This is a genomic window from Biostraticola tofi, assembly GCF_004343195.1.
GTDB lineage: Bacteria > Pseudomonadota > Gammaproteobacteria > Enterobacterales > Enterobacteriaceae > Biostraticola > Biostraticola tofi.
Map to the genome: position 1 here is coordinate 62,547 of NZ_SMCR01000004.1, position 19,866 is coordinate 82,412.

At 56.4% G+C, this 19,866-nt stretch carries 19 protein-coding genes; 5 read left to right on the top strand and 14 right to left on the bottom strand.

The genetic code is table 11. The annotated features are described in order from the left end of the window. The first annotated feature begins 23 nt into the window (after nucleotides 1-23). Nucleotides 24-947, top strand: a complete 924-nt coding sequence (locus EDC52_RS10100; protein WP_131865212.1) for a dihydrodipicolinate synthase family protein — start codon at nucleotides 24-26, stop codon at nucleotides 945-947. 248 nt (nucleotides 948-1,195) lie between these two features. After that, complete coding sequence (locus tag EDC52_RS10105) at nucleotides 1,196-2,500, top strand: MFS transporter (protein WP_196237761.1); 1,305 nt, start codon at nucleotides 1,196-1,198, stop codon at nucleotides 2,498-2,500. Here EDC52_RS10105 and EDC52_RS10110 read toward each other — a convergent pair. The 8 genes from EDC52_RS10110 to fucR form a co-directional block, all read right to left on the bottom strand. Continuing rightward, entirely contained in the window at nucleotides 2,497-4,104 is a 1,608-nt protein-coding gene (locus EDC52_RS10110) for an efflux transporter outer membrane subunit (RefSeq protein WP_230468009.1), read from the bottom strand. The two genes, EDC52_RS10105 and EDC52_RS10110, sit on opposite strands and share 4 nt — an antisense overlap. A 2-nt stretch (nucleotides 4,105-4,106) precedes the next feature. Continuing rightward, complete coding sequence (locus EDC52_RS10115) at nucleotides 4,107-5,021, bottom strand: efflux RND transporter periplasmic adaptor subunit (RefSeq protein WP_131865214.1); 915 nt, start codon at nucleotides 5,019-5,021, stop codon at nucleotides 4,107-4,109. Nucleotides 5,022-5,028: 7 nt separating this feature from the next. Next, on the bottom strand, nucleotides 5,029-5,238 hold the full coding sequence (locus tag EDC52_RS10120) for a DUF1656 domain-containing protein (protein ID WP_131865215.1): 210 nt from the start codon (nucleotides 5,236-5,238) through the stop codon (nucleotides 5,029-5,031). Next, complete coding sequence (locus EDC52_RS10125) at nucleotides 5,235-7,325, bottom strand: FUSC family protein (protein WP_230468010.1); 2,091 nt, start codon at nucleotides 7,323-7,325, stop codon at nucleotides 5,235-5,237. The genes EDC52_RS10120 and EDC52_RS10125 overlap by 4 nt, the downstream gene beginning before the upstream one ends. 3 nt (nucleotides 7,326-7,328) lie before the next feature. After that, on the bottom strand, nucleotides 7,329-7,778 hold the full coding sequence (locus EDC52_RS10130; RefSeq protein ID WP_131865496.1) for a MarR family winged helix-turn-helix transcriptional regulator: 450 nt from the start codon (nucleotides 7,776-7,778) through the stop codon (nucleotides 7,329-7,331). 277 nt (nucleotides 7,779-8,055) lie between these two features. Next, on the bottom strand, nucleotides 8,056-9,195 hold the full coding sequence (bglB, locus tag EDC52_RS10135; protein WP_131865216.1) for a beta-galactosidase BglB: 1,140 nt from the start codon (nucleotides 9,193-9,195) through the stop codon (nucleotides 8,056-8,058). A gap of 4 nt (nucleotides 9,196-9,199) precedes the next feature. Next, entirely contained in the window at nucleotides 9,200-10,795 is a 1,596-nt protein-coding gene (locus EDC52_RS10140; RefSeq protein ID WP_131865217.1) for an MFS transporter, read from the bottom strand. A 234-nt stretch (nucleotides 10,796-11,029) separates the two neighbouring features. Continuing rightward, the gene (fucR, locus tag EDC52_RS10145) at nucleotides 11,030-11,743 is read right to left on the bottom strand and encodes an L-fucose operon activator (RefSeq protein ID WP_131865218.1); all 714 of its coding nucleotides are present in this window, start codon (nucleotides 11,741-11,743) and stop codon (nucleotides 11,030-11,032) included. 435 nt (nucleotides 11,744-12,178) lie between these two features. On the opposite strand from fucR, the gene EDC52_RS10150 reads away from it, so the two are divergent. After that, nucleotides 12,179-12,517, top strand: coding sequence for a DUF3817 domain-containing protein (locus tag EDC52_RS10150; RefSeq protein WP_230468011.1), 339 nt, complete (start codon nucleotides 12,179-12,181; stop codon nucleotides 12,515-12,517). Between the two features lie 27 nt (nucleotides 12,518-12,544). Continuing rightward, a complete protein-coding gene (locus EDC52_RS10155; protein ID WP_165911691.1) occupies nucleotides 12,545-12,976 on the top strand; it encodes a CopD family protein in 432 nt (143 codons plus the stop codon). On the opposite strand, the gene EDC52_RS10160 is transcribed toward EDC52_RS10155, so the two are convergent. Beyond that, a complete protein-coding gene (locus EDC52_RS10160; protein ID WP_131865498.1) occupies nucleotides 12,971-13,831 on the bottom strand; it encodes an SDR family oxidoreductase in 861 nt (286 codons plus the stop codon). The two genes, EDC52_RS10155 and EDC52_RS10160, sit on opposite strands and share 6 nt — an antisense overlap. Nucleotides 13,832-13,915: 84 nt before the next feature. On the opposite strand from EDC52_RS10160, the gene EDC52_RS10165 reads away from it, so the two are divergent. Further along, nucleotides 13,916-14,335, top strand: a complete 420-nt coding sequence (locus EDC52_RS10165) for a winged helix-turn-helix transcriptional regulator (protein ID WP_131865220.1) — start codon at nucleotides 13,916-13,918, stop codon at nucleotides 14,333-14,335. A 121-nt stretch (nucleotides 14,336-14,456) separates the two neighbouring features. Here EDC52_RS10165 and EDC52_RS10170 read toward each other — a convergent pair whose 3' ends face one another. The 5 genes from EDC52_RS10170 to xylA form a co-directional block, all read right to left on the bottom strand. Further along, nucleotides 14,457-14,840, bottom strand: a complete 384-nt coding sequence (locus EDC52_RS10170) for a hypothetical protein (RefSeq protein WP_131865221.1) — start codon at nucleotides 14,838-14,840, stop codon at nucleotides 14,457-14,459. Continuing rightward, nucleotides 14,837-15,193: a tlde1 domain-containing protein gene (locus EDC52_RS10175; RefSeq protein ID WP_131865222.1), complete on the bottom strand. Its 357-nt coding sequence runs from the start codon at nucleotides 15,191-15,193 to the stop codon at nucleotides 14,837-14,839. The genes EDC52_RS10170 and EDC52_RS10175 overlap by 4 nt, the downstream gene beginning before the upstream one ends. 306 nt (nucleotides 15,194-15,499) lie before the next feature. Next, nucleotides 15,500-16,687: a D-xylose utilization transcriptional activator XylR gene (gene xylR / locus EDC52_RS10180; protein WP_131865223.1), complete on the bottom strand. Its 1,188-nt coding sequence runs from the start codon at nucleotides 16,685-16,687 to the stop codon at nucleotides 15,500-15,502. Between the two features lie 156 nt (nucleotides 16,688-16,843). Further along, the gene (gene xylB / locus EDC52_RS10185; RefSeq protein ID WP_131865224.1) at nucleotides 16,844-18,307 is read right to left on the bottom strand and encodes a xylulokinase; all 1,464 of its coding nucleotides are present in this window, start codon (nucleotides 18,305-18,307) and stop codon (nucleotides 16,844-16,846) included. A 67-nt stretch (nucleotides 18,308-18,374) separates the two neighbouring features. Further along, nucleotides 18,375-19,694: a xylose isomerase gene (gene xylA, locus EDC52_RS10190; RefSeq protein WP_131865225.1), complete on the bottom strand. Its 1,320-nt coding sequence runs from the start codon at nucleotides 19,692-19,694 to the stop codon at nucleotides 18,375-18,377. Nucleotides 19,695-19,866: the final 172 nt, after the last annotated feature.

Here is a 19,866-nt window from a genome sequence, read left to right on the forward strand (position 1 = left end):
CCTGCATTTAAAAGGGTCAGAAGATGAAACAAATCGAAGGTATCGTACCGGTAATGCTGACGCCATTTACCGATAATAATGAAATTGACTACCGCGGCTTTGAGAAGCTGATTGACTGGTATCTGGCCAAAGGCGTCGATGCGCTGTTTGCCGTCTGCCAGTCGAGCGAAATGCAGTTTCTAAGTCTGCCAGAACGGGTGGCTCTCGCCTCTTTTGTGGTGGAAAAAGTGGCTGGACGGATTCCGGTGATTGCCTCAGGCCACATTAGCGATGCTATCCCAAGTCAGATCGAAGAGCTGACTGCCATGGCGGGCACCGGTATTGATGCGCTGGTGCTGGTGACCAATCATCTGGATCCAGAAAACCGGGGCAGTGAGGTGTTTTACCGCACGCTGGATACAGTGCTGGCTGCGTTGCCGGCCCATATGCCGCTAGGATTGTATGAGTGTCCGGCTCCTTATCGTCGCCTGCTGAGCGATGAGGAGCTGCAGTATTGTGCCAATAGCGGCCGGTTCGTGGTGCTTAAAGATGTCAGTTGCGATTTGCCTACCGTGACCCGCCGCGTCAGCCTGGTTGCCGGTACGCCGCTCCATATCATCAATGCCAATGCAGCCATCGCTTTTACCGCCATGCAGGCGGGTTCCAAAGGGTTCAGCGGGGTATTTACCAATTTCCATCCCGAACTGTACAGCTGGCTTTATCATCGTTCCAGTGCCGATCCGGCGCTGGCGCAGGAACTGGCCACTTTCCTTTCCCTGGCCGCCGTCACCGAAACCCTGGGATACCCGAAGAATGCCAAGATTTATCATCAGCGGCTGGGTACTTTTGACAGTGCATTTTGCCGGGTGAATAAAGACGATGTGCTGGAGAAATTTTGGGGATTAACCGTGCTGTTGGATCAAATCAACAGCGGCACTGCCCATTATAACGATAAAATTTCTCAATAAATAATCTGGCTGTAATGGAGAAGGGCGGATAGCTATTTTTCGCCCGCTATTTACCGGCAAAATTGATCTACCGTTTTAAAAATTCTTTGATGAGTTGATGCTTTGCGCCCGACATTGAGCGGACGCGGGTAAGCCTTGCTTATCGTTTGCTGATAAGAGGTTAGATAAGAAATCAAACTACGGCGAATATGACGTTCGTAGAGCCGTGAAGCACTTCACCTGAACCTGTTTACGGACCGACAATAATGATGAAAGAACCGACCTCAACCCCAAAAACATTAACACCTACTCCTCATTCACCGGTATCACGGTTACGCTGGGGCATTATTATTATATTGTTGACCGCGGCGGTGGTTAATTACCTGGACCGGGCGAATCTAAGCATTGCCAACACCACCATAGCGAAGGAGTTTGGCTTCAGCTCTACTCAGATGGGGATGCTGCTGTCTGCCTTCCTCTGGCCGTATGCGCTGGCCAATCTGCCGGCCGGTTGGCTGGTGGACAAACTGGGCCCGAAGAAAATGTTTTCCTGGGCATTGGCACTGTGGTCCGGCTTTACCGTGTTGGCAGCCTTTGTAAACAGTTATTCCATGTTTTACGGCTTGCGGATGCTGCTGGGAATTTCAGAATCGCCGTTTTTCACCTCCGGTATCAAGATTACCCATCGCTGGTTTTCCGATAAGGAGCGGGGACTGCCGACCGCCATCATTAATACCGGTTCGCAGATTGCTAACGCCATCGCACCGCCGATCCTGACGGTATTGCTGCTGACCCTGGGCTGGCGTGGGATGTTTATCGCCATCGGCCTGGCCGGGATCCCGCTGCTGCTGGCGTGGATAAAATTCTACCGTGATCCGACCGCCCGAGAAGAAGCGCTGATCCATGCTGACGCCATGCGGGCGCAACGGCCTGCCAGCGCCGGCGAACCGCTGTCTAACGCCAGTTGGGGGTCATTGTTCCGGCATAAAACCACCTGGTTTATGATCATCGGTAACTTTTCGATCATGTTTACTATCTGGGTGTATCTGACCTGGCTGCCGAGCTACCTGGAGAACTCGCTGGGATTCAGCCTGAAGCAGACCGGCTGGATTGCCTCTATTCCGTTTTTTGCCGGTATTTTGGGCGTATTGTGCGGCGGTGCCATTTCAGATCGCATGATCCGCAACGGGATAAATACCATTACCGCACGTAAAATTCCGATTGTCGGCGGCGCGGCGCTGGCGGCCTGCTTTGTGGCGCCAATTCCGTTTGTTGATAACACCACGCTGTGCATAGCCCTGCTGTCATTAGGGTATTTCTGTTCTCAACTGCCTTCTGGGGTCATCTGGACGCTGGCGACCGATATTGCTCCCAAGGAGCAGGTTGCCTCCTTGGGATCTATCCAGAACTTCGGCGGATTCCTTGGGGCGGCGAGCGCGCCGATTGTCACCGGGATTATTCTGGATGCCACCGGCGCTTTCACCAATGTGTTTTTCCTTGGCGCCGGACTGCTGTTAACCGGGGCGTTCAGTTATGGTCTGTTTGTGAAAAAACCGATTGCAGCTCGAGCCTAGTTGACCGCCGATTGAGACTGCCAGCCGCCGCCCAGGGCCAGGAACAGCATCACCTGATGGTCGGCAAGCTGTCCGCTGGACTGGGCCAGGGCGGCCTCGCTGGATGCCAGGCTTCGCTCGGCATCCAGCACTTCCAGATAACCGATTTTTCCGCTGCTGTAGAGCAGGCGGGTTTTATCGGCCACTTCTTTGGTTTGCTTCACCGCCGCCTGCAGCGATTGCCAACGGTCCAGTTCGCGGGCGTAATTGTTCAGCGCCATTTCCACTTCCTCCAGCGCTTTTAATACCGAACCGTCAAAACGTGCCAGCTGTTCACGGCTGCCGGCCTCTGCCTGGGCAATCCGCGCCTGGGCGGCACCGGTATTAGGCAGGGTCCAGGAGATAAGCGGCCCAAGGCTCCAGCCCAAGGTATCCGCTTGACCGATGCCGCCCATCAAACCGGCTGCACTGCCGGTCAACCCCAGTGATATCTTTGGGTAGAGGTCAGCCATGGCTACGCCTACCCGGGCAGTAGCGCCGGCCAGCAGCCGTTCATTCTGGCGGATATCCGGTCGGCGCTGCAGCAGGGCGCGTCCATCACCCAGCGGGATCGGATGCGTTAACTGCGGCGGCGTCTCGCAAGCGCTGACCTGGCGGGGAAAGTTCTGGGGAAGTTCCCCGCTGAGGGTCGCCAACCGGTACAGGGCGTTTTGTCTGCGCGCCTGCAATGGCGGCAGACTGGCATTCAACTGCTGCAACTGGGCGCGGGCGCGCAGGTGATCCAGCTCTCCGGTACGACCCGCTTGCAGGAGGCGGCCGGTCAGGTCAACCGATTGCTGTTGTAAATCAATAGAACGGCGGGCGGTGTGCAACTGCAGGCCGGTGGCGCAAACGTCGGCATAGGCACGGGCGGTGTTGGCGGCCACCGTTATCTTGACCAGATCCAGGGCGGCTTCAGCGGCCTGGCTATTGGCATCCGCCACTTCGATAGCCCGGCGGATTTGTCCAAACAAATCAACCTGATAGGAGAGGCTTATACCGCTGTCATAGCGCCAGGCATTGTCCGGCACGTTACCGGGTTGCAGCACTGATAATCCCGAGGGATGGCCATAATAGGGTTTTGCATTGGCGGTTAGCGAGGGCTGCCGGCCGCTGTCGGCTTCCTGACGTAATGCCTGTTGCCGCTCAAGGGTCGCCATCGCCACGCGTAGATCGGTATTGTGGCTCAGGGCCTGCTGTACCAGTCGGTCCAGCAGCGGATTTTGATAAAGTTGCCACCAATGGTCCGGCAGCGGTTCGGTCACGGTTGCCACCGTTGCCCGGTCGTTATCAGCCGTGACCAGGGAGGCATTGCCCGCCTGCTGAACCAGGCCGGCGGCCGGCGGATGATAATCCGGCCCCAGCGGCTTCAGGCTACAGGCGGCTAATAACAACATGCTGATGCTCAGGGCCGCCGAAGGGATGGCCTGTCGAACCAGCTTGGCGATAGACAGTCTATGCTGCACCGGCCGGCTAGCGGCAAGACGGCAAGGTTCGGGTTCTTCGCTGGCGGTAAGCGTGAGGGAGGCATCGGCAAGCGGTGGCGCTTTAGGTTGCAGGGGGTGAATGCTGAATGAGGCCGGCATGGTTATTGCCCCTGCCGGGCAGCGGTGGCGCTATTGCCGGTGGCCAACACGTCGACGGTAACGGTTTGGCCGGCCACCAGGCGCTGGCCCGGATTCAGTGGGTCTATTTTCACCCGCACCGGCACCCGTTGGGCCAATCGGACCCAGTTAAACGTCGGATTGACACTGGGCAACAGATTGTCGCCGGTCTGGCGATCCCGCTCGGCTATGCCGGCGGCGATACTTTCTACGGTGCCGCCGAACGGGCCATTGCCGCCCATCGGGAGAACCCTTACTCGGTCGCCCAGATGAATGCGCGGCAGTTTGGTTTCCTCAAAGTAGCCCTCTACATAGAAGGAGCGGATATCGACCAACGCCATCACCGGTCTGCCGGTCGTCGCGTAGCTTCCCACACGCAGGTCCAGGTTGGTTACCCGGCCATCAACCGGCGAACGCACCTGGGCGCGGGCCAGATTCAGTCTGGCGCTGTCCAGCGCCACCTCTGCCTGGGCCAGGCCGTTTTGGGCCTGCTCAAGCTGGGTGCGGCTGCGTTCGCGTTCTTCCTGCGGGATAAGCGATCCCAATTGGGCATTGCGCTTGTCTTCTCGCTGGGCCTGGGCCATGGCAATTCGCTGAGACTTGACGGCCACTTCCGCTTGCCTGACCGCTAGCTGGTAACGGGTATGATCGACCACAAACAGCAACTCCCCGGCCCTGACCTGCTGGTTATCTTTTACTGCTACCTCGGTCACCAGGCCGGAAACATCGGGGGCAATCGGCACCACATTGGCGCGCACCCGGCCATCGCGGGTCCAGGGGGCGAGTTCATAGTGATCCCACAGTTGCCATACCGCCCAACAGGCGGCGGCGGTCACCAATAGGGTGATAACAATGCGGCCGGCTTGGCGTGCGCGTGGATGAAGGTCATCAGGTTTCATAAGTCCGTTACCGCTGCAAAAGGTAGGTGGCATGGCACAGGCCATAAAGGAGCAAAAAATACAACGCAATATCAAATAGCGCCGGGTGCCACACCCAGCGATAAAAGCCGACCGCCACCAGCCCACGGCGAACCAGCCAGAACAGCGCCAGGTTTGCCAGGCAAAGCAGCATCAGCCAGGGGAAATAGAGGCCGTAAAAACTGGCTTCACCAATCATGCATTCACTCCAGGAGTCATCAGGAAAGCGGGGGCATCGGGAAACAGGTTGTGGCGGATGCCCACCAACGCGGTGATGGCGGTTCGCTTGTGAGGGGTATAATGCCGGCCTTGGTCCAGTACCGTTTTCAGCGCGGTGTCTATATCGATAAGCAGTTCTGGCTTGGGCAGGTTGTCTTCATCTCTGAACAACTCAGCCAGCTGCGCCAGCAGGGCACCAAACGCCACCATCGGGAAATACCGGCGGATATGCTGCAGGGCAATGATATTGACGCCCAACCGCAAGTCTCGCAGGGATTCTCGCGCCACCCGGTTGTGGCGGCCGACTTCGCTTTGGGCGATGCGCGAGACCACCAGACCGATGCGATCAACCATTCTGATGGCGAAAATCCTAAGTTGTTGCGCCCTGGCCCTGCCGGCCAGCGTTACCAGATCCTGCCTGATGGCTTTGCGGATCCGCCTGGCGCTCCAGTCTGCGCCAACGGAACGCATTAGCCGGGTGACTCTGGCGGCCAGCAGTGTGCCGAGCAACTGCGCGGTAGTAATATTGATAAAGCCGGTCAGGTCAGCCCGGGCGGTATCATGAAGCGACAGGGTACCGGCCACTCCGAATAGCAGCGGCAGCGCAATCAGCAGCATCGCCGGCCGGGCGCTGTAGCAGCCAAGGATAATGAACAAGGGTGCGCAGACCAGCACCAGCATGCCGAAATCCTGCACCGAGGGCAGCAGTACCAGAATGTACAACGCCGAAATCGGCACCGACCAGAGGGTAAATTTCAGGAACATATTGATGGCCGGCACCGGATCATCCATCACCGCAAAAAAGCTGCAGAATACCGCAGCCATCATGGCGGCAGTGGCGCCGTCCGCCCAGCCAGTGGTTATCCAGAACAGACAGCAAAGGCAAATGGCGATAAACGCCGACAGTGCCGACAGCAGCGCCATGCCCACATCCCGGTGCAGTACCCGATTGCCAATGAATGCCTGACGGCGATTCGGCGGCGTCCCCTGTTGCAGGCCGATGTCGATATCCCGGCGCAGCTGCAGGCAGGACTGCCACTGGATCATCAAATCATCCAGATAATCCACCAGCGACAGACGCAGCGCCTTGGACCAGTCCGATGCGTCGCCGCCCGTTTCCAGCGCCAGCACCTTTTGTCGCAGTTCATCCAGCGGTTCGCTGTCGCTGGTGGCCGTGAAAGCCTCTGCCGTGTCGGTCAGCAGCGCATGGGCGGCAAGCCAGCGAGACACAGCATCCTGCACTGCCAGGATATCCGGGCTCCAGCCGCCTTCAGCCTTATACAGCGCCTGTAAGCGATCTTCGACCGCCGACAGGGTAGGAATAAGCTCGGCAATCCGGTCCTGCATGGCGCGGACCGCCCCGGAAGTCCATTTCAGATTGCTGGTATCAAACGGAATATGGGTCGACATCAGCCGCAGTTGGGTAATATCGATCGACAGTTTTAATCGGGCGACAGAAAGGCTTTGGCGATCATTCTCGCTGGTGTCGGGCGTTGAGAAGATATCCGCCAGCCAGCGGCGAATATCGTTCAGCGTTTTATCCATCAAGCCGGTGATGGTGCCAGCAAGGCCCGCCGGCAGCACGACGCTGTGGACTAATGTGGCGCAGAGAATCCCCAGGCAGATTTCTTCTACCCGCGATACGGCGGTGATGAATATGGTTTCTGGATGCTGTACGGTAGGGAAACCGATCAGTGCCGCGGTATAGCCCGCCAGCATAAATGCATAAGCCTTGGGCGTGCGATCGAGCAGAGAAACAAACAGGCATAGACTGACCCACAGGGCCATCGCCAGCGTTAGCAGTACCGGCGCATTGGAGAGCGACGGAATCATAAATACCGTCGCGGTGCTGCCGGCAAAGGTGCCCAGGATGCGGTACAGCGCTTTGGAACGCACCATGCCGGCCAGCGGTTGGCTGACAACATAGACGGTCATCAGCGACCAGAAGGTATTCGGCAGCCCGGCACGGCTCGACAAATATAGCGCCAGCATCGCTGCACTGAAGCTCTTCAGCGAATAAATAATTTCATTGCGGGTAAAAAAGCTTACCCGCTGAAGCGGCGACACCAATTAGCGTCCATCACCATTAAGGAATAGCGGGATAGCGTTAACGCCGAGCCGTTTCTGCAGCGTCTCAAAGGTGCGAAGGCAGGCGTCAATGTCAGCTTCGGCCACACCGTCGAACAGCGTAGCGCGCAGTTCGATCAGTACATCTTCAATGCGGACGCTGATGGCTTTGCCGTCGTCGGTCAGATGCAGGATCTTGGCCCGTTTATCTATCTGGTCTTCTTCACGCCTGACCAGGCCGGCATCGACCAACTGATTGAGCGAACGGACCAGGGAAGGACCTTCAATGCCAAGCTCTTCGGACAGATTTCCAGGCCGGATGCCTTGGGGATGTCGGCCAATCAGCACCAAGGGCCAGGCCATGGCCGAGGAAAGTCCCAGCGGGGCGACCGCCTTATCCGCTTTTGCCCGATAGCCTCGGGTCAGCAGCGTCATGGTTACTGTTATAGACATCAGGGCTTTATCGCGATCGTTGAGCTGGCTCATGTAATAGTTACTATGTAAATAGGTAGTTTGCTAAATATATGGGGACCACGTTCACAAGTCAATATAATGTCAGTTGCGCACAATTTATGCAATGTTCCCGCAGCAGGTACAACCTGGTCGGGGGAGAGGGAGGCGAGGCCTGCCGTAAGGTGCGCAGGCCTCGGTCAAATAACACCGGCTCTCAGCGGTAGCCCGCTTTCACCCGTCCAACCTTAACAGGCGGTTTATTCAGGCCGGGAAGCGTTCAAAGATAAACGCGCAGATATTCAGACAGGCAAAGGATCGCCATTGCCTGACCGTATGGCATTGAGGTCAGCGGTATTTGGCGATAATAATCCAGGTCGCTGCCCATGGCGGTGCCGAAGGACACATCCACCAGTTCGCCTTCATCGTTGATATGGGAGACCACGCCGCGGATCGCTTTCTCGGCCATCGGCGCCCAGGAGGGGTCGATATAGCGTTTACGCACCGCTTTCAGGATGCCGTAGGCAAAACCGGCAGTTGCCGAGCTTTCCAGGTAGGAATCCCGGTCATCCAGCAACGTATGCCACAGGCCACTTTCATCCTGGCACCCGGCCAGGGCGCTGACCTGGCTGGTCAGTACCTGCAGCAGATAGCGCCGTGTGGCATGTTGTTCCGGCAGATCCAGCAACTCGATAAACTCAGGTATCGCCACCGTCAGCCAGCTGTTGCCGCGCGCCCAGCGGGCCTTGGCGAAGTTATGGTTGCCTTCAAAGCTCCAGCCGTGGAACCAGAGACCGGTTTCCCGGTCCATCAGGTATTGGATATGCAGCAAAAACTGGTAGGTGGCTTCTTCAACAAATTCCGGCCGGTTAAGCAGTTTGCCGATTTTGGCCAGTGGCAGCACGCTCATCATCAGCGTGTCGTCCCACATCTGCTGATGGTTTTCATTGTTGTAGACAATATGCTGCAGGCCCTGTTTCTCGGTGCGCGGCATTTCATACATCACCCATTCGGCCCAGCGTTCCAGGTAAGGACGCCATGCCGGATTGCCGGTTTCTTCGTAGCGGTAAGCAAGCGTCAGGAACGGACAGACGGTATTCACGTTCTTGGTCGGCGTGCCTTCGGTAAGACGAGCGGTAAACCAGTCGTCGATTATCGCCCGCATGCCATCGTCATTGGTCTGCTGGTAGTACTGATAGATGCCGTAAAGACCGATGCCGTGGGTCCATTCCCAACCGGCCCATCCTTTGGTGTCGATAACCCGTCCATCGTCCAGGCGTAACAGGAACTCACCGGTTTTGTCCTCGATATTGACGAGATTATCCGTCACTTTGCAAATCAAGGATTTCAGTTGGTCACGGGAAATAAAGTGTTCCGGCTGACGCAAAAGGGCACTGTGTTTTACGCTAAAGATTGTCATGGTCTTATCCTGCATATTTATCGTGTTCTGAACCCTGGATACCCGAATTCTCGGCGGTCGCTTTGACCGGCGCCGCTTTATGGCGGTTAAGGTAGCCAATATTATTGTTGCCCCACAGTGACTCATATTTAAGGCCGGACAGCATCTCAACTGTGGCGCGCGCTTCGGGGGTAATGTTTTCCGGCACGGTGCGGTTAGCATCGCGCATCTTGCGTGTTTCCTGCTGTAATACCCGATGGGTCTGCAGATTTAGTTTGAATTTCAGCGAAATGGCAAAGCCGATGGCCAGTACGATGATGGTGCCAACGCTTAAAATCAGCAGGATGGTATGACTGACCGATGGCAACTGTTCGGTCTTGCCAGACACGAATCCCGACAATTGCAGCACGATACCGACCAACATCACCGCGCCGGCCTGAGACGCTTTACGGGTCAGGGTCATGATGCCGGCAAAGATGCCTTCGCGGCGCTGTGAAGTGACCGCTTCATCGACATCGGCGATATAGGTATAGATATTCCACGGCACATAGTTGATGCCGCCGCGCCCCAGACCGGCGATAGCCGATACCAGCAGCAGCAGGGCAAATACATCGCTTACCCCGGCGTAATACAGTATTGAGTAGGAGATAGCCGCCAGGCCGAACAGGCAGACCACCAGACGGTAAGACGGCGCCGGTCCGAAACGGATACACAGCGGGATCATACCGATAACCGAGATAAACTGCATGATGGCCATAACGCCCATCAGGTTGGAGGCCACGGTCGCGCTTTGCATCAGCACGAATACCACGTAATAAGTGAATACCGCATTGAACACGTCCTGGGCGATATAACCGCCGAGATACAGGCCCAGATGCTGACGGAAAATTTTGATCCTGAGGGTAGAGGTCAATTCCACGTGCAACCGCTTCAGGCTTTGTGTCAGGGTCAACTGCTGTTTTTCACGCTCCAGTTTCAGCACCGCTTCCGATTTGAGTTCGGCCGGCCGCTCCCAGGTAAAGAGATATACCAGGGTCAGTACGATGGCGCAGATAATGGAAAAAACCAGGCTGGCATAGAAAAAGGAAATGGCGTTGTCTTTACCGAAATGCGAAAGCAGGATGCCTGGCAGAAAGGCCGCCAGAATAGCGGAAAGCTGCGCCAGCGCGATGCGGGCGCCGGAAAATTTGGTCTTTTGTTTAAAATCATCGGTCATCTCCGGCACCAGTGTTTCATAGGGAACCAGGATCATGGTGTAGATGACATCAAATAGCAGGTAAGTCAGCAGATAGTACCAGAAATTCATATCGCCGACCCACATGAAGCTATAGCTGAACACGCAGGGGATTCCCAGCAGGATAAAGAACTTGCGCCGTCCAAAGCGTTTGCCCAGCCAGGTGCCGCCGAAGTTATCGGTCAGGTAGCCCATCAGCGGGCTGACCACCGCATCAAGAACTCTGGCGGCGGCAAAGATAAACGTTGCCTCAATAGGAGAAAGGCCGCAAAAGGTGGTGTAGAAATAGAGTAACCAGGCTGCCGTCAGGGCAGTGGTGCCTGCCCCGAGGAAATCACCCGAGCCATAGGCCAGGTATTGGGGTAGTCCGATAGTACGAGTTTTCATTGTGATTATGCCCCGGATTGAATCATGGTTAGGGTACCGCTTTACCGCAAGTCGTCATCGCGGATTGGCTGTGATTCAACGTAGCGCCAGGGGGTTGGCTAAACCTTCCCGTTATTGCCACGATTTTGCATGATGTGGCAAAGAGAGAAAGATGGGAGAGATCAGTGTCAAAAATTGAAAAATTACTTCTTTTTTAAAGAAACAGTGTTTTAAAAATTAGCAAGTTGGCGAGGGTTAATGATGGCTGCCGGTATCGGTGATCACCCGATCCACCTCAGAAACCGGCCCGATTTTTATCGTGCTCTTGCGACGCAGCTTGCTTTGGTCCATCAGCAGCACCGACTGGACGGATCTCTTCATTAACAGGGTTTTGTATTCGGCATGAAAGACATTGGAATCCCACATCATGCCATCCTTGTCGATGCCGGCGCATGAGAAGAGAAACACGTCGATATCCAGATGCCGCACCAAAGAAATCAAGCCGGTATTCACATAACAGGCATACTTGCGCTCCAATACCCCGCCGGAACTGATCAGGGTTATCTGGCTTTTCTTCGCCAACTCAAAGCAGACCCTGACGCTATTGGTAAATACCGTTAGCGGGGTATTAGGCAGCTTGCGCGCCAGGTACCAGCAGGTGGAACTGGCATCCAGAGCAATCACCATCCCGCTTTCTACCAGCGCTAGCGCCTGGTCGGCGATGTCTTCCTTACGGTTATAATGACTCTTGATACGCGCCGAAAAAGAGACACCGCTATCGGGAGAGTTGCAGTCGATCCTTTTTGCCCAGCCATGCTGGCGGATAAGCCATCCTTGCTCCTGCAGGGTATTCAGATCCCGGCGGATGGTCTCTTTGCTGACGCCGAAGCGGTCCGACAGGAAATCGACGGAAAGTTGTCCCTGCTGGACCATTAAGGCCAGAATCGCCTGATGGCGCGTTGATTTCATCAATGTTCTCCCGGGCATACCACCCTGAGCGTGTCAATCGCCGGAAGGGTGTGCTGGTAAAGCTGCCATTTTTGCGGCGGATTAAGCCACCGGCATGCTGACAATTCCATGTGTGTCGCTCCAAAGGGTAGGCAGGCAGGGATCTTTATGCCGGCAGTCCGGCGCCAGGCAACGCGCTGACATGCTTTCAGACTAACGTTAAATGCAGCCGGGTCAAGGGGGGTACCGCGGCGGTGTGACGCGGGTAATGCCTTGCCCGTTGAGAGGGGGATGAGTAGAATGCCCTTACAGGTATTAATGAATTAGGGCTGAAACGCCTCACATTTTTCCGGCCTCAAGCAAAATGAAATTGGTGTCACGCGAAGGCGACAGCAGTCGTTATCTCGTCGCCACCAATGTATGAATGACCGCCACTCATTTTAAGGTTTTCAACTGATGACGCTCTCTGCCCAAACCCTGCTGGACGACGCCGATATGGCTACGTTGAAACGCTTGCGTATCGCCTCTTGGCTGGAGGGCACCACGCTGGTGTTGCTGGTCTGTATCGCCGTTCCGCTAAAACATCTGGCTGGCGTTCCCCAACCGGTCAGCGTAATGGGGCCGATCCACGGCTTGGCTTTCCTGTTTTATGCCTGGATGGTGGTGAACAGCGCCTCAGGCGGCTTATGGCGCAAAGCCGAGGTTGTCAGGCTGTTAATTCTTGCTTTCGTGCCTTTCGGCACTTTTTTCAATACCGGCATGATCCGTCGGCGGGCAACCGCCTCCGGCCGCTAACACTGACTCAGTAAAGGAACAATGGCTATGATGACCTATATGCTGATTAAAGCGCTGCACATCGTGGTGATGACGTTATGGATTGGCGGCATGCTGATTCTGGCGGTGGCCATGACCGCCTGGCAAAAAGCCCCGGCAGCTGGAATGGCTTCATCGGTGCGCTTGCTTGAGGCCATTTCAGGCTGGAACCGCAAAGTCACCCTGCCGGCGATGATCCTGACCTGGATAACCGGGGTGGCCCTCACCATGATGGGAAACTGGCCGCCTTCCGCCTCGCTGCTGTTGAAAGGCGTTTTCGTTTTGGGGCTGTCTGCGCTACACGGCATGCAGTCGGGCGCCATGCGCCGCAGCCTGGCGCAAAATACCCTGATCGCCCCGGCTATTTTACGCCATGCGGCCGCCTTTACCCTGATTGCTTTGCTGGCGTCAGTGGTGCTGGTCGAGCTTAAGCCGCTATAAGGCGGATGCCAGCGTTTGTGCCACCACGTCGGCGATAGGCGTGGTCGGCCTGCCAATCAGGCTGCTTAACCGGTGTCCGTCGTCATACAGCCCGCCCTTGGCGGCGCCTGCATCCGAGTCCGCCAGCAGCGCGGCAATCGGCTCAGGCAATCCGGCCTGTTCAAGCAGCGCCTTATACTGCTGCCAGGGCACATCATGATAGCCGATGGTTTTGCCCGACAGGCGGCTGATAAGCGCCGCCAGTTCCGTCAGGGTATAGGCTTCATCGCCGGCCAGTTCATAGACTTTACCCGCCTGGTTTTCACCGGTCAGAACCGCCGCCGCCGCCGCCGCGAAATCAGCCCGGGTGGCTGAGGCGATGCGACCGTTGCCTGCTGAGCCGGTCAGTGCGCCGTGTGCCAGTGCCGCCGGAATGCCGGCCGCATAGTTTTCGCTGTACCAGCCGTTGCGCAGCAGCACTACCGGCAGGCCGGACTCGCGCAGCAGCGCCTCGGTGGCGCGGTGTTCCTCGCCTAACCCCAATGGACTGGTATCGGCCCGCAGCAGGCTGGTATAGGCCAGCAGACTGACGCCCGCCCCTCTGGCCGCATCAATGACCGCGCCGTGCTGCTGTATCCGCTGGCCGACTTCGCTGGAAGAAATCAGCAGCAGTTTGTCGGTTCCCTGCAAGGCTGCCTTGAGCGTTTCGGGCCGGCTATAGTCAGCCTGGCGCAGGTTAACCCCCAGCGCCGCCAGTTCGCTGGCTTTTTCCAGATTCCGCACCACTGCCGTGAGTGCTGAGGCGGGAACGGTGTGCAATAATTCAGTCATGACCAGGCGGCCCAGTTGGCCGGTGGCGCCGGTGACGGTTATCATCATTATTCTCTCCGTAAAAGTTTGGAAATCCCATCATATCCATTATACTTTCTATAAGTAAGTACCTACAAAAAGGTAAGTATCATGAAAGATAATGAGGATGCGCAGTCTGGCCCGAACGATAACAGCAGGCTGTCGCTGGCCCAGCAAATGCGCCGGGGCGACCTGATGAGCGCCAATTGCCCCTCACGCGACGTATTGCGGCATATGACCAGCCGCTGGGGCGTGCTGGTGCTTATCAGCCTCTCACAGCGGACCAGCCGGTTTAGCGAGCTGCGTCGGGCGATCGGCGGCGTCAGTGAAAAGATGCTGGCCCAGACGCTGCAGTGTCTGGAGGAGGACGGATTGGTCATACGCCGCTCCCTGCAGGTGATGCCGCCGCATGTGGAATACAGTCTGAGCGGCCTAGGCCGGGAGGCGGCTCAACGGGTGGAGGGGTTGGCTGATTGGATTGAAGACAATATCGGCCATATCCAGGCCATTCGGCAAAAGGCCGGCAATTGACGCAGGACTGCTAGGCCGTCAGGCCAGGGGATGTCTGCAAAGACAGTTTTTCTCCTGACGGCAAATGCCTGACGGGGCCGAATAACACGGTGCTGTGGCGACCGCTAGCGAGAACCGCACATCAGAGCAGACGCGGATAATGGCGAGCAAATAGCATGATGCCCGGCTGATCCATGGAACACTCCTCGCTGCTGGCCAGGCTTACGGTCAGCATTTCATAGCGTGAACCATCCTTCGCACTATATAGCGTGAGCTTTTGTACCAGGCGATACAGCGGCAGGTTTTTATTCTTGGGATTATCCACTTTTTCTGAATGCAACAGTTCATTCTTACTCCTTTCAGGGGCAATATCACTCTGTTCAAGTATATTTGCATTCTGCAGGGCCTGCATCGCCATGCGCGGTGCCCAGTTATTGAGGCCGCTGCAGGTTTGCGGCACCTCCGACACAAAAGCCAGTCCGGGCAGCGGTATTACCAGCATATACAGCAGTAGTGCGTTCTTCATTTGACAATCAACTCCCTGTCGTTACTTTCCATAATGGCGCTTCTTGTATCCGCACCGACGATAATACAGCCCTGCGACGCATTGCCCGGCGAAATTTTGCTTTCCCCATGGATGCGGAACAGGCTGCGACCAAACGTGTTGGTGGCAGGCTTAGGCTCCAGCACAATAGTCAGCGGTCCTTTGCTGTGAGTTGCGTGGGTTATATTATAAACCCCTCTGGGTATGGGTCCTTTGAAGGGAATAGACTGGGCGGCAGGGTCATTTTTATAAGGGGCGGCGCCAGAATATCCCTTTTCGATAAAGTTGCCATTGTGGCACAACGACCCTACACGTTGATTATATGTCCATGGCATAGTGTTCTTCCTGTAACTTGTGGTATGGGTAATTAAGCGGGTAGACTCCTTAAAGAAATACCTTATGCCAATAAAGGTTCATATAATATAGCCTTTGCCGAGGCACGTTTAAAATTGCTATTTCAGCCGCAAGTATATTTCATTGATTTTTAGACTTGCATTGAGTATGCAGTCGAGTTCACATTGTAACGAGATGCTCTTAGTGTTTAATATTATTTAGAGTATGAATAATAAAAAACCGCCCTATTGATTGTCAGGGCGGCTGTTGGAAATAATAAATGGATCCTTTATTAAAATGCCGAATAGTCAGGATGCCTGATAAGAGGTTTCACCGTATTTATCCCTATATTCCTTGGGCGTGAACTCAAACCCTTTCTTGAATACTGAGTAAAAATACTGCAGCGAAGGGTAACCACACATCTGCGACACTTCGTTGATGGTTAATGAGGTAGAAATCAGCAGATTGCGGGCACTGTCCAGCTTCTCTTCATGGATAGCATTGTGGATGGTTTTCCCGGTCTCATCCTTGAAGCGTTTTTCCAGATTGGAACGGGACATGCCGACCACATCGAGCACCTGTTCCACCTTGATGCCTTTGCAGGCGTGATAGCGAATATAGTGCATCGCCTGGATGACCGCCGGGTCACGCAGTGAACGGAAATCGGTTGAACGCCGTGCTACCACCTTCAGCGGCGGCAGCAGAATACGCTGGGGCGGTAATGGCGACTGATTAAGCAACTGGTGCAGCAGCTTGGCGGCCTGGTAGCCCATTTGCCGGGTACCCTGGGCCACCGACGACAGCGGGACGCGGGACAGGCAGCGGGCCAGTTCCTCATTATCGATGCCGATAACGCAGAGCTTTTCGGGCACCGCGATATTCAGATGCTCACAGACCTGCAGCAGATGGCGCGCCCGGGCGTCGGTAACGGCAATGATCCCGGTATGTGGCGGCAGAGACTGGAGCCAGTCGGCCAGCCGGTTTTGGGCGTGCTGCCAATTATCCAGCGCCGTTTCCACGCCCTGATAGACAATCGGCTGATGATATTCCTGGGCAGTGAGCTTGCGAAAGGCGGTTTCGCGTTCCTGGGACCAGCGCTTGCCGCTGCTGGCAGGCAGGCCATAGAACGCAAAGCGGTTCAGGCCCTTCTCCTTCAGGTGCATAAAGGCGCTCTCCACCAGCGCATGGTTATCGGTGGCGATATAGTGAACGGCAGGATAATCTTCCGCCCGCTGGTACGAGCCTCCGACACCGATAATCGGCACCGAAACGTCGCTGAGCAGGTTCTCCACCTCTTTATCATCGAAATCAGCGATCACGCCATCGCCTAACCACTCTTTGATGCGGCTGATGCGATAACGGAAATCTTCCTCGATAAAAATGTCCCAATCACACTGCGATGCTTGCAGATATTCGCCCACACCTTCGACAACCTGGCGGTCATACACTTTGTTGGCATTAAATAACAAAGTAATACGATAACGCTTTTCAAACATATGGGTACTCTCGCCTCAATCGACCGTGAATCAGGATATACCGTTGATCCTTGACAAAAAATCGACGTAGTGTGCGCCAGTTAACAAAATGGGTACAAATTCCGGCGCACGGGTATCAGAGCGCCGCCAGCGCTCTAGCCGCCTGGGTCGGCGGCGTTATTGACCGAGCGGAAACCCGGCGGCAATCTGCTGATAAAAGGCGCTGAACAGCTGCCGGCGTTGCTGGTAAGCCTGATGGCGACCCGCATCCGGCACGTAGCTGGCCTCCAGCGGCAAGGCAGGCAGCAGATCTGCCCAGTCGCTGCCCGGATGGCAACTCAGCTGCGCCAGCCGGGCGGCGCCCAGCGCCGGACCCACATCGCCGCCGGTGCGGTAGGCAAGCTGCTGGCCGCTGACATCGGCCAGCAACTGCCGCCAATATTGGCTGCGTGCGCCACCGCCAATCAGTGTGATACTGTCTGGCCGCAGGCCGGTTTCATGCAGCACATCCATGCCGTCGGCCAGGCCGAAGCTGACGCCTTCGACTACCGCACGCGCCAGTTCGGCCGGTCCGTGATCGTGGGTCAATCCCCAGAAGGCCCCGGTGGCGTTGGGATTATTATGCGGCGTCCGTTCGCCGGAAAGATAGGGCAGGAACACCAGCGGCGCGCCGTCTTCCCGGCAGCGGGACGCGGCGTCAAGCAGGGCCGGTACGGTGCCCAGGCCGGTTAACCGTGCAGCCCAGTCCAGGCAGGACGCGGCACTGAGCATCACCGACATCAGGTGCCAGGTGTTCGGCAGGGCGTGACAAAAGCTGTGCACCGCCTTTTCCGGATTACTGAGAAAGCCATCACTGACGGCAAAATAAACCCCCGAGGTGCCCAGCGACAGCATTGCCTGGCCCTGGCGATAAACCCCGACCCCGATTGCGCCGGCGGCATTATCGCCGCCGCCGGCAATCACCGGCACCGAGGCCATGCCCCAGCGGCTGGCCAGATCCGGCAGCAGTTGCCCGGTCACCTGGCTGCCTTCATACAGGCGCGGCATCTGTTGCCGGGATAACCCGCAGGCGGCCAGCAGTTCATCATTCCAGTCGCGCCGGCCGACATCCAGCCACATCGTCCCCGCCGCATCGGACATATCGCTGGCGAATTCACCGGTCATCAGCAGGCGCAGGTAATCTTTCGGCAGCAGCACTTTATCAATCCGGGCGAAAATGTCCGGCTCATGTTCGGCGACCCAGCGTAATTTTGGTGCGGTAAAACCGGGCATCATCAGATTGCCGGTAATCTGCCGTGCAGCGGGAACCTGTTGCTCCAGCGCCTGGCACTGGGCAAAACTGCGTCCATCGTTCCAGAGAATCGCCGGCCGCAGCACCTGCTGTTGACGGTCAAGCAGCGTTGCGCCGTGCATCTGGCCGGTCAGGCCTAGGGCGCGCACCTGGCGCAGGTCGTGTTCAGCGCCGAGGGCCTGCATCGCCCGGTCGGTAGCCTGCCACCACTGCTGGGGATGTTGTTCTGACCAGAGGGAATGAGGCCGGGAAATGGACAGTTTTTCGGTATGACTGCCCAGGATCTGCTGTTGTTCATTGAGCAGAATGGCTTTGACGCCAGACGTGCCCAGGTCGATACCGATGTACATATCGTGCCCCAGGGTGTGAGTAAGAGCCGCCCGGCCGGGAAAAAAGACCGGGCGGCTGACAATGCCCTTAACCGAACAGGGCCTGATTAACCAGGTTTTCCAGCAGTTCTTGCTGGCCGCTGCGGTGAGTCGGCGCCAGGGAATGGTGTTCGGTATACTGCGCCAGTTCGCTCAGCGACAGGTTGCCCTGCAGAATACGTTGGCCCAGCTCACCATTCCAGCCGGCATAACGATCCTTGACCGCCTGCTCCAGACGGCCGTCTTCAATCATTTTGGCGGCGATTTTCAGGCTGAGCGCCAGGGTATCCATACCACCGATATGGCCGTGGAACAGATCGTAGCGGTCGGTGCTCTGGCGACGTACTTTGGCATCAAAATTCAGCCCGCCGGTGGTGAAACCGCCGGCTTTCAGTACCTCCAGCATCACCAGCGCATTCTCTTCCACGCTGTTCGGGAATTGATCGGTATCCCAGCCCAGCTGCGGGTCGCCCCGGTTGGCATCAATCGATCCCAGCACACCCAGCGCAATGGCGGTAGCGATTTCATGATGGAATGAATGACCGGCCAGGGTCGCGTGGTTGGCTTCCACATTGACGCGGATTTCTTTTTCCAGCCCGAACTGTTTCAGGAAGCCATACACCGTAGCGACATCATAGTCGTACTGGTGCTTGGTCGGTTCCTGAGGCTTGGGTTCAATCAGCAGCGTGCCCTGGAAACCTATTTTATGCTTATGCTCGACCACCAGCTGCATAAACCGGCCGATTTGCTCGCGTTCCTGGCGCAAGTCGGTATTAAGCAACGTTTCATAGCCTTCGCGGCCACCCCATAAGACATAGTTTTCACCGCCCAGTTTCTCGGTCGCGGCCATGGCGCTGAATACCTGGGTCGCCGCCCAGGCGAACACTTCCGGGTCTGGATTGGTCGCCGCCCCGGCACCGTAGCGCGGGTGGGAGAAGCAGTTAGCCGTGCCCCACAGCAGCTTTACCCCGGTCTGCTGCTGTTTTTGCGCCAAAACGTCGGTCATGGCGGCAAAGTTGTTGCGGTATTCTTTAATGGAATTGCCCTGAGGCGACACATCCACGTCGTGGAAGCAGTAATAGGGGACATCCAGCTTGCTGAAAAACTCGAAGGCCACATCCGCTTTCAGCCGCGCCTGGGCCAATGCATCGCCGCTATGCTGCCACGGCCGGTCGAAGGCATCGGTGCCAAACATATCGGTACCGCCCCAGCAGAAAGTGTGCCAGTAACAGGCGGCAAAGCGCAGATGATCTTCCATGCGCTTGCCCAGAATGATTTCATCCGGATTGTAGTGACGAAAAGCCAGTGGATTGCGGCTTTGCAGGCCTTCAAAACGAATTTTCTCGATTTTATCAAAATACGGCGACATAGGGCTGGCTCCTTGTAAACCATACAGTCCGGACTAAAGCGGACAGGATCCGGCGCACTCATCGGTGAATCATTAATGCGCTGGATAATTAACGTAATGCGATTCTGGTAACATCTCCATTGTCGATCAATTACGTTATTTCACATTGTGATTCATGAAATTATTAATTGTG